A 13,482-nucleotide genomic window follows, 5' to 3' on the forward strand; every position below is an offset into this window, starting at 1 on the left:
CAAGCATTCCACCTTCCGCAAGAGGATATAAACCCCTGCCCTATATGGGGCAGGGGCAAAAAAGTATGGATTACCTATTTAACAAGCTGCCCACATAGCGCAGCAAATCATTGGCTGAAGTCGAATTATATCCGTGCTCGTCGATAAGTCTCGTAATGACCTCGTTCACCTTCTTCAGTTGCCTTTCGTCTGGTGTCTTCGTTGAAGTAGTGATCTTAACGACATCCTTCAAATCCGCGAATAGTTTTTTCTGGATCGCTTCCCGTAAACGATCATGGGAATTATAGTCGAATCGCTTACCTTTACGCGCATATGCAGAAATGCGAATTAATATTTCTTCGCGGAATGCTTTTTTTGCATTCTCGGAAATTCCAATTTGCTCTTCTATCGAGCGCATCAATTTTTCATCAGGGTTGATTTCTTCCCCAGTCAATGGATCGCGCAGCCTTGATTTATTGCAGTATGCTTCGACATTATCCAGATAATTATCCATCAGGATCTTCGCCGACTCTTCATATGAATAAACAAATGCCTTTTGCACTTCATTTTTTGCAATGGCATCGTATTCTTTACGTGCAAGTGAAATGAAATTCAAATACCTCTCCCGAAGTTCGTTCGTAATGGACGGATGCTGGTCAAGACCTGCTTTTAATGACATAAGTACATCCAATGCATTAATGGACGGATTTTCCTTACGAATGATCGTAGAGGAAATTCGGTTAATCACGTAACGCGGATCGATTCCGCTCATGCCTTCGTCCTGATATTCCTTTTTCAATTCATTGATGTCTGCGGAATTAAATCCTTCGACATTTTCCCCATCATAAAGCCTCATCTTTTTCACTAAATCGATATCGCCCTTTTTGGGATCCTTCAGGCGGGTCATGATGCTGAAGATTGCCGCCACCCTTAATGTATGCGGGGCTATATGAACATCCGAGACATCACTTTCACGGATCATTTTTTCATAAATCTTTTCTTCCTCGGTAACCTTCAGATTATATGGAATAGGCATGACAATGATACGGGAATGCAATGCTTCATTTTTCTTATTGGAAATGAACGCTTTATATTCCGTTTCATTCGTATGAGCCACAATGAGTTCATCTGCACTGATCAATGCAAAACGGCCTGCTTTAAAATTCCCCTCTTGTGTCAATGATAGCAAATGCCATAAGAACTTCTCATCACATTTCAGCATCTCCTGGAACTCCATCATCCCGCGGTTAGCCTTGTTCAGCTCGCCATCAAAACGATAGGCACGCGGATCTGATTCAGATCCGTATTCGGCAATGGTCGAAAAATCGATGCTGCCCGTCAAATCAGCAATATCCTGTGACTTAGGGTCAGAAGGACTGAATGTTCCAATTCCAACTCGCTTATCCTCCGAAAGGAAAATACGCTCGACCATCACATCTTCAATCCTGCTTCCATACTCCTGTTCTAACCTCATTACATTCAGCGGCGATAGGTTTCCTTCAATCCGGATGCCATATTCTTCATAAAAATCATCCCGTAAATATTGCGGAATGAGATGAAGTGGATCTTCATGCATCGGGCATCCTTTTATTGCATAAATCGCACCAGAGTCTTTTAACGAATAATTTTCAAGTCCACGCTTCAGTAAAGAAACGAGTGTGGACTTCCCGCCTGACACCGGACCCATGAGAAGCAATATCCGCTTACGGACATCGAGCCGCTTGGCCGCCGGATGGAAATATTCCTCAATGAGCCTTTCCAGTGAATCTTCAAGACCAAACAACTGACCGCTGAAAAAATTGTATTTCTTTGTCCCATTTACTTCTTCTATCCCTGCATCTCTGATCATGTTGTATACACGTGAATGAGCAGATTGAGCAACTAAAGGCGTTTCTTTCAATATTTCTAAGTACTCTGCGAAGGTGCCTTCCCACTTCAGCTTCTGTTCATCTTCTCTAAATTTTTCGATTTTCTTTAAAATATCCATTAAGGAACCTCCCCCTGTCACTTTCAGAGAATACTTAAATCTATGCTCCAAGTCTGACAAACATGTCAGACTTTAAAAAGTGGATGGGCATTGTTTCGAATCCCCCTTGACTCTCCATGTATCGAAAAAGGCTTAATCATTGAAGAATTGATGACAAATATGCTGACAAGAAAATTTGTGTGCACTCCTGCTAAAAATTAGGGTATACTAAGCCTATACTTAAGTGGGACAATATGGGTAAAGGGAGGTCACAGCATGGGCACAGTTATTATCATTGGAGTTGCTATTACATTTTTAGCCGCTATCTTCACTGCCGGGTATAATGATAAACCAGGTGTGAAATAGAAAAATAACAGCCTTTTCTTAAATTCCAAAAAAGGGGACAGCAAATTAAATTTGCCGTCCCCTTTTTTACGTCCTCATCAATATAAATGGAAAGAAGCACTTTCGAAGTCATTCAACGAATGTAATAGCTTATTGGAGCATGCCAATCAATGAAGTGGCTTCATCATTTATACAGCGTTCTTTTTATCAGTTTGAGATGCAACGTTGTTCTCCATCGATCTCAGTTCTTCATTTACTTTTTGTCCTTGTTCCAAATATTCCGTTTGGAAACCACTCTTTATTGCCCAACTATAAAACATTAGTGATAAACATGTAATGATGACCATATCTAAACCAAATGGGATTATGTTCAGTCCACCAAACTTTTCACTGCCTAAGTATGAAATGGTCATCATACAGAGTAAGTAAACAACCATCCAAAGCCCTGCTGAAAAGTTTTGACGGAATCCCTTCCATTTTATTTTTGATTGATAATAGAAATAAACGGGAAGACCAGCCATAATGATAAATAATACTTGACCTGTCAGCGGCCATCTTGCCCAATATAGAACCAAAGAAGCAAAAACAAAGCCCAGTGGCGCAATGATGCTTAATCCTTTTAAACGTAATGGTCTGTACAAGTTCTGACCTGTGCGTCTTAATGTCATAACAGTAACTGGACCTGTAATATAAGAGACTAAAGTCGCAACTGAAATAACCTCTGCCAATACGCCCCAGCCTCTAAACATGAATAAAAATAAGAAAGATACGCCTAGATTAAAAAACATGGCTTGACGCGGAATACCATAAAGAGGATGCAGTTTTCCAAACACGCTTGGTAAATATTTATTCTTTTCCATTCCATAAAGCATTCGTGATGTTGTCGCCGTGTATGTTATTCCCGTCCCGGAAGGAGAAATAAAAGCATCTACGTATAGTAAAATAACCAACCAGTTTATGCCTAAAACAATTGCCAAGTCAGCAAACGGTGAATTGAAATTCAAATGTTGCCATCCATTCACAATCATGGACGGATCAACGGCTCCAATAAACGCAACCTGTAATAAAACGTAGATGACCGTTGCAATTAAAATGGAGCCAATTACTGCAATTGGGATCGAACGTCCAGGATTCTTTGCCTCACCTGCCATATTAATCGGACTTTGAAAACCGTTAAATGCAAAGATGATACCAGAAGTTGCTACAGCAGTAAGTACACTTGCCCAACCATTAGGAGCGATACTTCCTGCAGATGTAAAATTGGATGCATGAAACCCGGCAAATAAAAGTGATCCAATCGTAAGTCCAGGAATAATAACCTTAAAGACTGTAATAAATGAATTAGCTTTCGAAAACAAACTGACTGTCCAGTAATTTAATAAAAAGTAGACAATCAGCAATACAGAGGCAATTGCCAAGCCTCCCCCAGTAAGACTTCCATTTTCTACTAAACCATGTGTCCACTGTGCCCATTCCCATGGCCATGAGCTCATATATTGAACAGAAGCAATCGCTTCAACTGGAATTACGGAAACGATTGCAATCCAGTTTGCCCAGCCTGCAATAAACCCTAAAAAAGAACCATGAGAGTACTGCGTGTATTTTACCATTCCCCCAGCTTCAGGAAACATAGACCCTAATTCACTGTAAGATAGTGCGATAAATAAAATAACAACCATCCCGATAATCCAAGAGATAATGGCAGCTGGTCCTGCAATCTGTGCCGCTCTCCAAGCTCCGAATAACCAACCTGAGCCAATAATTGACCCGAGTCCTACCATCATTAACGAAAATGTTCCCATCTTTCGCTGCATATTATTCATATATTTTTCACCATGCTTTCCAAAATTATTCCTTACGTTTAAAAGTAACTGGATTAATGATTTGTGCTAGTGCGTCCAATTAATCTTAAAGTAATTGCTGCATTTACATCACCTCTTGTAAAAGTTTGGAAATTGATAAGGGAATCTTAAGGATGTCCCCTTATTGCTTCTATTAATTACACCGGAACTGAATTTTTCTGCATTTCAGAAAATGCTTAAATCCCATTCTTGTGCCATTTGTTTCAATAACATACTACCTGCTACGCTATTCCCATATTCATCGATGGCTGGTCCATAAATACCAATGCCACATCCATCTTGAAAAGGCATTCCGTTTCTGGCACTTGGAGGAACTAGTGCCATAATCCCGCCAGATACTCCACTTTTGGCTGGCACCCCAATAAAAGCCGCAAATTTCCCCGAAGCATTGTACATACCGCAAGTAAGCATTAATGCTTTGGCCAGCTTTGCCAATTTTTTAGGGATTACTTGTTCTTTACGAATGGGATGATAACCATCTTGAGCAAGAATCAGTCCAAGCAGGGCTATGTCTTCTGTGGTTACTTCTATGGAACATTGCATGAGGTAAACCTCTAAAGCTTCCTCTACTTCCGATTCCAAATAATTCGTCTCTTTTAAATAGTGAGCTAAAGCCCTATTTCTATGAGAGGTTTGCCACTCGGATTGATACACTTCCTCATTGATTGTCGGGCGCTTCCCTAACAAATTTTCAAATAGCTCATAGAGAAATTCCAATTTCTTTTGTGAAGAATTCCCTGGGAGAAGCGAAGCTACTGTAATCGCCCCAGCATTTATCATAGGATTAAACGGCTTTCCCGGCTTATGCATTTCTAAACGAATAATGGAATTGAAAGCATCCCCAGTCGGTTCCACATCGACCCTATCTAACACATAAGAAATGCCGCGACCCAAACATGCGGCTATAAAGCTAAGCACTTTTGAAATACTTTGCAGCGTGAACGTTACTTCCCAATCCCCTGACTTGATCATTGTTCCACCCGGCTCCAGTATGGTAATGCCCAATTGCGATAAATGTGCATTTCTCAATGCCGGTATATAATTAGCGGTTTGTCCTTCAATAGCAAAGGATCTGTAATGTGCTACCCATTCATCTAAGTCGGATTTTCTTTGACTATTAACGTGAATGTCATACTCTTTCGACAATTCTTCAATCACATTCTTCCACCTCTTCAGTTGTTGTATCATTATATTTTCTATATGAACGTTTTACCGAATGCCATCAAGCTTACATGTAATAGATTCGATGAAAAAATAATGAATATTCTAAAAATTGTTAAGCGCTTTCAAAAATTTCTGTCTCCCATTAATTATAAATCGGGAACTACATAATCATACGAAAACCTACAAAATCTAAAAAATAAAAATCCACTAAATAAACGTGATCATCTCACATGTCCCGTTACCATTTTTTGTGGATAGAAAAACAGATTGGTTTTGCCATAATTGATTATAAGCCGTTCTATTCAGGAACAAAGTAAGCGTTGTATTGAAGCCGATGAAACTGTATACTGATTTTTTAAACAAATTAGGAGGTGACGACTTGTATCTCAGTACGTTAATGAAAAAAGAGGTCTATGTCCTTGCTTTGATGTTGTTAACTGTGCCATTAGCAGGCGAATTGAGTTTTTATCCTTTCAATGAAACGTTTCGAGTAAGTTTTGGTGTGCCTGCATTTTTCTTCTTTTTACTATTATTACAAAAAACACCTGCCATATTTTCGGGCATCTTGACAGGAACAATGGTTGTGGTATTTCGCATTCTAATCGACTTTTTCATGCAGGATAATTTCTCCTGGATTTCCGCTTTTCACGCTCATTATCCTAGTTTTTTCTTTTATTTTACCTATTCCGTTCTATTTTATTTTGCGAAAATCAACCGCTTTCAATAACAGATCTTTGATTATTGGATTTATTGGTCTCATTATCGAAATATTGTCCGACTCTGTAGAATTAATCTTTCAATATATTGTATTAGAAACAACGATTACGTTTGGTTCACTAAATGAGATGATCGTGATCGCATTCGGCCACAGTTTTATCGTTTTGAGCTTTTTTAATATGATGAAACTTTATGAAGCACAATCAAGGGAGAGGCAAATCAGAAAACAAAATGAACATATGCTGATGCTCATTTCCAATTTATACGAGGAAACGATTCATTTAAAAAAAACCTTAAAAAATGCAGAGAATATTACAAAGGAATCGTATGATTTGTATCGCGAATTAAAAGCACTGGAAAAACGGGAAAAGCAACCACTTGTCCTTACACAGCAATATAGTCAAAAAGCATTGCGCATCGCCGGTGAAATGCATGAAGTCAAGAAAGATAATCAACGAATTTTTGCTGGTCTCTCCAAATTGATCTCCAATGAGAGTTTTAAAGATTATATGAATGCTGTTGAACTTTTTCATTTAATTATCCGAATTAATGAAAAATATGCCTTATCATTAGGAAAGGATATTCAATTTGAATACTCATTAGAGGGAAACAATGATTCACATTATCATGTATATACCGTATTATCTCTTTTAAATAATTTAGTCGCCAATGCAGTCGAAGCAATTAAAGAAAAGGGAATCATTAGTTTAAATTTGTGTGAGCTTTACGATAATTTAGAATTTAAAGTTGCTGATAATGGACCTGGGATCCCTCCAAAATATCAGAACGTTATATTCAAACCTGGATTCACATCAAAATATGATCAGTTCGGGACACCTTCAACAGGGATTGGACTCTCATATGTTAAAGAAGTCGTGAAAGAACTGGGGGGGGATATCCTGTTTGAGAATAGTTTTAATGGCGCTGTTTTTTCAATAAAGTTACCAATCCAGAAGTTGATTCAGAAAGGGTGATTCCATGCGTTTTTTTATAACAGATGATGATTGTGCCATACGTTCAAACTTAAGCCAAATTATAGAGAACGAAGATTTAGGAGAAGTGGTGGAGGAAGCGGAAGATGGCAGTCTATTAGAAGGACATATTTTGAATTTAAAACAAATTGATATATTATTTATTGATTTATTAATGCCCATTCGGGATGGCATTGAGACACTTCGTCATATAAAAAGTACATTTAACGGGAAAATAATAATGATTTCGCAGGTTGAATCCAAGGAGTTGATTGGTGAGGCATACTCGCTCGGAATCGATTATTATATTACTAAACCAATCAATCGTATTGAAATATTAACAGTCATCCGAAAAGTTATGGAACGCATTCATTTAGAAAGATCGATCACTAATATCCAAGCCTCTTTAAATAGTGTATTGAATTTTGAACAGCCAAAAGTTGTTGATAAATCAAATAATTTTAATGAAAAAAGTATAAGGGAGGTGGGCGAATTCCTTTTATCGGAATTAGGGATCGTGGGAGAAAATGGGGCAAAAGATTTAATCGAAATGCTTCAATATTTATTTATGTATGAACGGACTTTTACTTTTGGACAGCATTTCCCTACCCTTAAAGAGATCTTTGTAGAAATCACCAAAAAAAAGCTCGGAACATCAGCTTTGCCGGTTGATATCAATCGGGAAATAAAAGCTGCCGAACAGAGAATACGCAGAACGATTAACCATTCGTTAAATCATTTTGCTTCGCTCGGTTTAACGGATTTTTCGAATCCGAAGTTTGAAAATTACGCTTCTAAATTTTTTGATTTCACAGTCGTTCGCCAAAAGATGAAAGAACTGCAAAATGATTCAAAAATAGTTCTTACACCTACCCGGGTAAATACAAAAAAGTTTATTCAAGTATTTTATTTCGAAGCGAAACGATTGAATCCAGATGAAATAATTAGATATAGATAATACATGATTAAAACAAAAAATTACGGAAGCACCAAAAAACATAAAATCCCCTGAATGATTTCAAGGGATTTTAACAATATCTTATTTTTTCAACAATAAATACATGAAATAAGGTGCACCGATCAATGCAACCATGATGCCTGCAGGAATCCCCTCGGGTTCAACTATATTACGGCCGATCGTATCGGCAAGCAACAATAGCCATCCACCGATTAAAATGGCAACCGGAATGAATAGTTGATTTCGAGGTCCTACCAAAGATTTTGCTATATGCGGGGACATGAGTCCAATGAATGCAATTCCGCCTGTAACAGAAACGGCAGCCGCGGCCAGTGCTACAGCCGTGATTAGCAATACGATCCGCTCCTTTTCAATCGATACACCGACCCCGATTGCGACCGGTTCACTTAAACCAAGCAGATTCAAACGATTTGCTTTATATAAAGTGAATGGAATGAGGATGATTAACCATGGAAGAACTGCCCAAATGAAAGGCCAATCCGTGCCCCATATATTTCCCGCCAACCATTTTGCTATGAAATCGACTTTTGCTCGTTCTGCTGATGAAATGAGGACAATCATCAGACCTGAAAGCGCCATTGAAAAACCAACGCCGATCAACACTAACCGAACGGGTGCAAGGCCACCCTCTCTCTTGAATGAGAGGATATATATTAAACAGGCCGTCAATAATGCGCCGATAAAACCGACAAGCGGAACCATATAAACAAACGAACCGGCGTCAAGCGGGAAAAACAGAAAGAAAGCGGCTATGGCAACACCAGCTCCTGAGTTGATTCCGATGATTCCGGGATCGGCTAAATCATTACGTGTGATTCCTTGTAGGATGGCTCCCGACAGTGCAAGGGCCATGCCTGCTAAAATGGTAATGATGATTCGTGGTAATCGGACGGAAAATAATATGAATTCCTCTTTAAACGTCCCTTGCCCGAGAAGCGTTGGAAAGAGTCGTCCTAAAGAAAGATTAGAATATCCCGAACACGTCCCGATAATGATCGTAATGATAATGAGTGCAGATAATGCACCTATTATCCATCGCTGTTTTTTGACTAAAGCTGACTGGATCATGAAAATGCTTTACCTCCTTTACGCACGATTAGGAGGAAGAAAGGTAAACCTATCATCGCAACAACCGCTACTACAGGTGTTTCATATGGTGAATTGATGGTACGGCCGATCGTATCGGCAAGTAGCATGAAAGTGGCACCCAAAATTGCGGACATAGGGAGGATGAATCGATAATCCGTACCCACGATAGCCCGAACCATATGGGGGACCATTAACCCGATGAACACCATATTTCCAACAAGTGCAACGGCAGCGCCTGCCAGGAGAATGATGACTACGAAGAGAACCGCCTTTATTTGTGTTGTCTTTTGACCTAAGCCTACCGCCACTTCTTCACTTAAGCTAAGTATGGTGAGCTGTCTGGAAAAGATAAGGGAGATCAGGATGCCTATTAAAATGAACGGGACGATTACACGAAGCTGTACCCATGATGTTCCGATATTCCCTCCTGCAGTCCACATCGATACATCTTTTGATACTTTGAAATAAATGCCTACCCCTTGCGAAACGGCAAATAGGAAGGCAGAGACTGCAGCACCGGCCAAAACGATCCGCAAAGGGGAAAATCCTCCCTTTTTCATCGCACCTATCCCGAAAACCATGGTTGCCCCCACAGCGGAACCTATAAAACATGCAGTCATGATCCCTAAGTTATTAGCATTTGGAATAAATGCCAAAGTAATGGCCAGACCTGCATTGGCTCCTGCCGTCAATCCAAGCAACCCCGGATCAGCAAGTGGATTCCTGGTCATTCCCTGCATGATGGCACCAGAAACGGCAAGTGCTGCACCAACAAAGATTGCCCCCACTTCACGAGGGAGTCGGATTTCCCGAATGATTGAAATCTTTTCACCGGCAGCATCTGATGTCAGGGCTTGCCAGACATCTTTCACGGTAACATCAGCCGCACCAAATGCCATTGAAATAATGAACATGGCTATGAATAGAGCAATCCCTATGATCAGTTTATATATAAATGGGATGAAATGTTGATTTTCATTAGTCATCTGTCTCTCTCATCTCTTTTTTATAGAATAAAAGGAGAGGAATTGGAATCCCTCTCCCTCGCTGTATTATTTTCCAAGAAAACTTTTGGAAAAGAAGTCTAATTGGTAATCTAATGTTATTGGGTCATTGAAGTAGAATTCTTTTGCATTAACTTCAAATAGTTTCTTGTTTTTAACAGCAGGAATGTTTTTATACGTATCAGTTTGTTGGAATGAATTGTCCTCGTCTTTATTATTACTCAAAATCACATAATCTCCAGCATAGTCTGCCAGAACTTCTAAAGATAAAGCAAAGTAACCATCTTTCAACGCCACTTCTTTTACTTTTTCAGGCATGGCCAATTTCATTTCTTGATAAAGGATTTCCGTTCCGCGGCCCCAATTATCGCCAAACACATAGAACTGTTTGTCAAACTTTTCAAATACGGAAACTGTAGTATCTTCACCGATTTTAGCTTTAATGTCTTCACCGGTTGTTTTTGCCCGTTTTTTGAAATCATCCACCCAAGCTTGGGCTTCTTTTTCTTTATTCAAAAGTTTACCAATTTCTACATGTTGTGTTAAATAGTCCACTTTTCCGTATGTATATGTTACAGTTGGAGCAATTTCCTTTAATTTATCGACATTTTTAATCGTTGATAAACCAATGATTAAATCCGGATTCAATTCGATGATTTTTTCCAGGTTTTCGTCCGTAACTTCCTCGACGTCTTTTAACTCTTTAAAATTCGGGTTCATTTTAGACCAGGAATCAACCCCTACAAGGTTAACATCCAAAGCCATTACGTTACCAGCGAAAGTAGATAGTACTAAAACACGCTTAGGATTTGCCGGAACTTCAACAGGACCATTTTCAGATTGATATGTGATGGTACCTGATTTTTCCTTTTTGGATGAGGGGCTTTTTTCTTTTTCGGTTGACTCGTTACCACAAGCACTAATAATTAACACTAACAGCAGTATAAACGGGATCAATATCTTTTTCATTTTTTGTCAAATCTCCTTTTAATAAATTGTATGTGCTGCACATTGGTTTGTTCGTTCGTTGATCTCGTCCGATAACCGCATCAATATGGAATACTTCCTTAAGCACTTCATGAGTGATGACTTCTTCACAATTTCCCGCTTTGACTATTTCCCCGTCCTTTAAGGCAATGATATAGTCGGCAAAGCGAGCAGCTTGGTTTAAATCATGAAGAACCATGACAATTGTACGTCCCTGTTCTACATTCAGCCTCTGTAATAATTCTAGAACTTCCAGTTGATGCGCCATATCCAAATAGGTGGTCGGCTCATCAAGGAAGATGATTTCCGTTTCCTGGGCAAGGGCCATGGCAATCCAAACACGCTGGCGCTGACCTCCTGAAAGAGCATCCACCGGACGGAACTTGAAGTCTTTCGTGCCGGTCACTTCAAGTACCCAATCAATCACATCATAGTCTTTTTGGGTCAGGCGCCCAAAACCCTTTTGATAGGGAAAGCGCCCATATGATACGAGCTCCCCAACTGTCAATCCGCTTGCACTCTCGGGTGCCTGCGGAAGTATGGCCATTTTTCTTGCAAGGATCTTAGTGCTTTCCTTTGAGATATTCACCCCATCTAAAACAACCGTACCTGATTGATTTGGAATGATCCTGGTGATCGCTTTCAAAAGTGTGGATTTTCCACATCCATTTGAACCGATGATCGTTGTGATTTTTTTATCTGGAATTTCCACACTGAGATCTTTTACAATTAAACGTTCACCATAACCAATATTTAAATTCTCTGTATATAGGCGAACCATTTTTCAACCTCCATTTACTTAAAAATAGATAAGTAAAAACTCAAATGAAAATGATTATCATTATCTATTACTTAATTACTATAATTCTATCTAAATATATTGTCAATGGTAATTTCATGGGTATATAAGAAGAAATTCTGCCAGGATTTTTTGATCCGAACCGTATATCCCAACTGACAAATGAAAACAGTAAAGATCCCGGAAACATTTCCGGGATCTTTACTGTTTGGCCCTTACCCAGGACTTTGAAAGATGTCCTTTATGAGAAGGCAAGAATAATATTCCTAATAGGGCATTTTATCATCAATGTTTCTTAAATCCTTGTTTCTCAACGTAATCTTTCATGTACAACCTGCTTTTCTTACCAAGCATTCCAGCCATTTGCTCGGTCCACGTGTCTTTTCGTTCACCTTTAGTCCGTCGCTCGTAATAACTGGAAATCGTTTCATTATACTCTTCAAGTTGTCCGATGAACTCTTGCTTATCCTCCTGATATCCATTTTCATGATAGATATTGGAAAGCGGCAAACGCGGCTTTTTATCCGAACGGTTTTTCGGATATCCGACCACTAGAGCGAATAATGGTAAAACGCGATGCGGTATATTCAAAATCGCTGACACTTCCGGGAGATTATTGCGGATCCCGCCTATATAGCAAATGCCAAGATCCATCGATTCTGCTGCCAATGCTGCATTTTGAGCCGCAAGAGCAGCGTCAATACAGGCAACCATGAATTTCTCCGTACTTTCAATCGATTCGGACAGGTCCGTGTTTTCCATTTCGGAAACCATATCCTGACGATATAAATCGGCGCAAAAAACGAATAGATGTCCATTCTTCTCTACATAAGATTGCGGTCCGGCAAGTTCAGCAAGCTTGGCTTTCTTTTCCGGATCGGTTACCCCTATGATTGAATACGCTTGAATATAACTTGAAGTCGATGCAGCTTGGGCACATTCCACAATCGTATTGATTTGCTCCTCAGACAATAGCTTGTCCTCAAAAGAACGAATGGAACGGTGATCTAAAATCTTCTCAATAATATTATTCAATGCTCCCACCCCTAAAGAATATGTAAAGTATCCATCATCGGGGCTGAAGTATCCCCGATGACAGTATGGCATGGATGAAACTCAACCTTTTGTTTTCAAATCCAATTCACGGTAATTTTGCTGTCTCAGTGCTTCATAAACCAAGATGGCAGCCGTGTTCGACAGATTTAGGGAACGCACTTTATCCGTCATTGGAATCCGCAGGCACCGATCCATATTTTCTTGGATCAGCTCTTTCGGGAGACCCGTCGTTTCACGGCCAAAAATGAAGTATATCTCACTGTCTTGATCACTGTAATCGAAGCTGGAATGCGGCTGCTCTCCGAATTTCGTTAAGTAATAAAATTCACCGCCGGCATTTCTTTCATAAAACTCTTCTAACGAATCATAATAATGGATCTTTACATTTTCCCAGTAATCGAGCCCGGCACGTTTGAGCTGTTTGTCATCCGTCGAGAAACCGAGCGGGCGAATGAGATGTAAAGACGTATCCGTCCCTGCACACGTTCTTGCGATATTACCTGTATTTGCTGGAATCTGTGGTTGATATAAAACTACATGTATTGACACTTCATTTTCACCTCT

At 39.5% G+C, this 13,482-nt stretch carries 10 protein-coding genes and 1 pseudogene; 2 read left to right on the top strand and 9 right to left on the bottom strand.

Annotated features, from left to right (window positions below; all coding sequences use genetic code 11):
- Positions 1–70 precede the first annotated feature (70 nt).
- From QFZ73_RS06565 to QFZ73_RS06575, 3 genes are all read right to left on the bottom strand, one after another.
- Positions 71–1,966: a PrkA family serine protein kinase gene (locus QFZ73_RS06565; protein ID WP_251437263.1), complete on the bottom strand. Its 1,896-nt coding sequence runs from the start codon at positions 1,964–1,966 to the stop codon at positions 71–73.
- 512 nt (positions 1,967–2,478) lie between these two features.
- Positions 2,479–4,113, bottom strand: a complete 1,635-nt coding sequence (locus QFZ73_RS06570; protein WP_251437265.1) for a glutamate/serine transporter AimA — start codon at positions 4,111–4,113, stop codon at positions 2,479–2,481.
- Positions 4,114–4,317: 204 nt separating this feature from the next.
- Positions 4,318–5,307 carry a glutaminase gene (locus tag QFZ73_RS06575; RefSeq protein ID WP_251437293.1) on the bottom strand — a complete coding sequence of 330 codons (990 nt, stop codon included), beginning with the start codon at positions 5,305–5,307 and terminating at the stop codon, positions 4,318–4,320.
- A gap of 436 nt (positions 5,308–5,743) precedes the next feature.
- Between QFZ73_RS06575 and QFZ73_RS06580 the strand changes: the two are divergent.
- Positions 5,744–7,007, top strand: a pseudogene (locus tag QFZ73_RS06580) (ATP-binding protein).
- Positions 7,008–7,011: 4 nt separating this feature from the next.
- Complete coding sequence (locus QFZ73_RS06585) at positions 7,012–7,962, top strand: response regulator (RefSeq protein ID WP_251437266.1); 951 nt, start codon at positions 7,012–7,014, stop codon at positions 7,960–7,962.
- Positions 7,963–8,043: 81 nt separating this feature from the next.
- Here the strand turns inward: QFZ73_RS06585 and QFZ73_RS06590 are convergent, their stop codons facing one another.
- From QFZ73_RS06590 to trmL, 6 genes are all read right to left on the bottom strand, one after another.
- Positions 8,044–9,051 (bottom strand): FecCD family ABC transporter permease, encoded by a 1,008-nt coding sequence (locus tag QFZ73_RS06590; RefSeq protein WP_307264405.1) that lies wholly within the window; start codon positions 9,049–9,051, stop codon positions 8,044–8,046.
- Positions 9,048–10,058 (bottom strand): FecCD family ABC transporter permease, encoded by a 1,011-nt coding sequence (locus QFZ73_RS06595; protein WP_307264410.1) that lies wholly within the window; start codon positions 10,056–10,058, stop codon positions 9,048–9,050. The genes QFZ73_RS06590 and QFZ73_RS06595 overlap by 4 nt, the downstream gene beginning before the upstream one ends.
- Positions 10,059–10,124: 66 nt before the next feature.
- Entirely contained in the window at positions 10,125–11,045 is a 921-nt protein-coding gene (locus QFZ73_RS06600) for an iron-hydroxamate ABC transporter substrate-binding protein (protein WP_251437271.1), read from the bottom strand.
- The gene (locus QFZ73_RS06605) at positions 10,996–11,844 is read right to left on the bottom strand and encodes an ABC transporter ATP-binding protein (protein WP_307264413.1); all 849 of its coding nucleotides are present in this window, start codon (positions 11,842–11,844) and stop codon (positions 10,996–10,998) included. The genes QFZ73_RS06600 and QFZ73_RS06605 overlap by 50 nt, the downstream gene beginning before the upstream one ends.
- Before the next feature lie 303 nt (positions 11,845–12,147).
- The gene (nfsA, locus tag QFZ73_RS06610) at positions 12,148–12,897 is read right to left on the bottom strand and encodes an oxygen-insensitive NADPH nitroreductase (protein WP_251437273.1); all 750 of its coding nucleotides are present in this window, start codon (positions 12,895–12,897) and stop codon (positions 12,148–12,150) included.
- An 81-nt stretch (positions 12,898–12,978) separates the two neighbouring features.
- The gene (trmL, locus tag QFZ73_RS06615) at positions 12,979–13,467 is read right to left on the bottom strand and encodes a tRNA (uridine(34)/cytosine(34)/5-carboxymethylaminomethyluridine(34)-2'-O)-methyltransferase TrmL (RefSeq protein WP_098370923.1); all 489 of its coding nucleotides are present in this window, start codon (positions 13,465–13,467) and stop codon (positions 12,979–12,981) included.
- Positions 13,468–13,482: the final 15 nt, after the last annotated feature.

The sequence above is a fragment of the Peribacillus sp. V2I11 genome (genome assembly GCF_030817135.1).
Classification (GTDB): Bacteria; Bacillota; Bacilli; order Bacillales; family DSM-1321; genus Peribacillus; species Peribacillus simplex.

Excerpts from the sequence above, each read along its gene's own strand:
- QFZ73_RS06565 (WP_251437263.1), bottom strand. The coding sequence starts at position 1,966 with ATGGATATTTTAAAGAAAATCGAAAAATTTAGAGAAGATGAACAGAAG.
- QFZ73_RS06570 (WP_251437265.1), bottom strand. The coding sequence starts at position 4,113 with ATGAATAATATGCAGCGAAAGATGGGAACATTTTCGTTAATGATGGTA.
- QFZ73_RS06585 (WP_251437266.1), top strand. The coding sequence starts at position 7,012 with ATGCGTTTTTTTATAACAGATGATGATTGTGCCATACGTTCAAACTTA.
- QFZ73_RS06590 (WP_307264405.1), bottom strand. The coding sequence starts at position 9,051 with ATGATCCAGTCAGCTTTAGTCAAAAAACAGCGATGGATAATAGGTGCA.
- QFZ73_RS06595 (WP_307264410.1), bottom strand. The coding sequence starts at position 10,058 with ATGACTAATGAAAATCAACATTTCATCCCATTTATATATAAACTGATC.
- QFZ73_RS06600 (WP_251437271.1), bottom strand. The coding sequence starts at position 11,045 with ATGAAAAAGATATTGATCCCGTTTATACTGCTGTTAGTGTTAATTATT.
- QFZ73_RS06605 (WP_307264413.1), bottom strand. The coding sequence starts at position 11,844 with ATGGTTCGCCTATATACAGAGAATTTAAATATTGGTTATGGTGAACGT.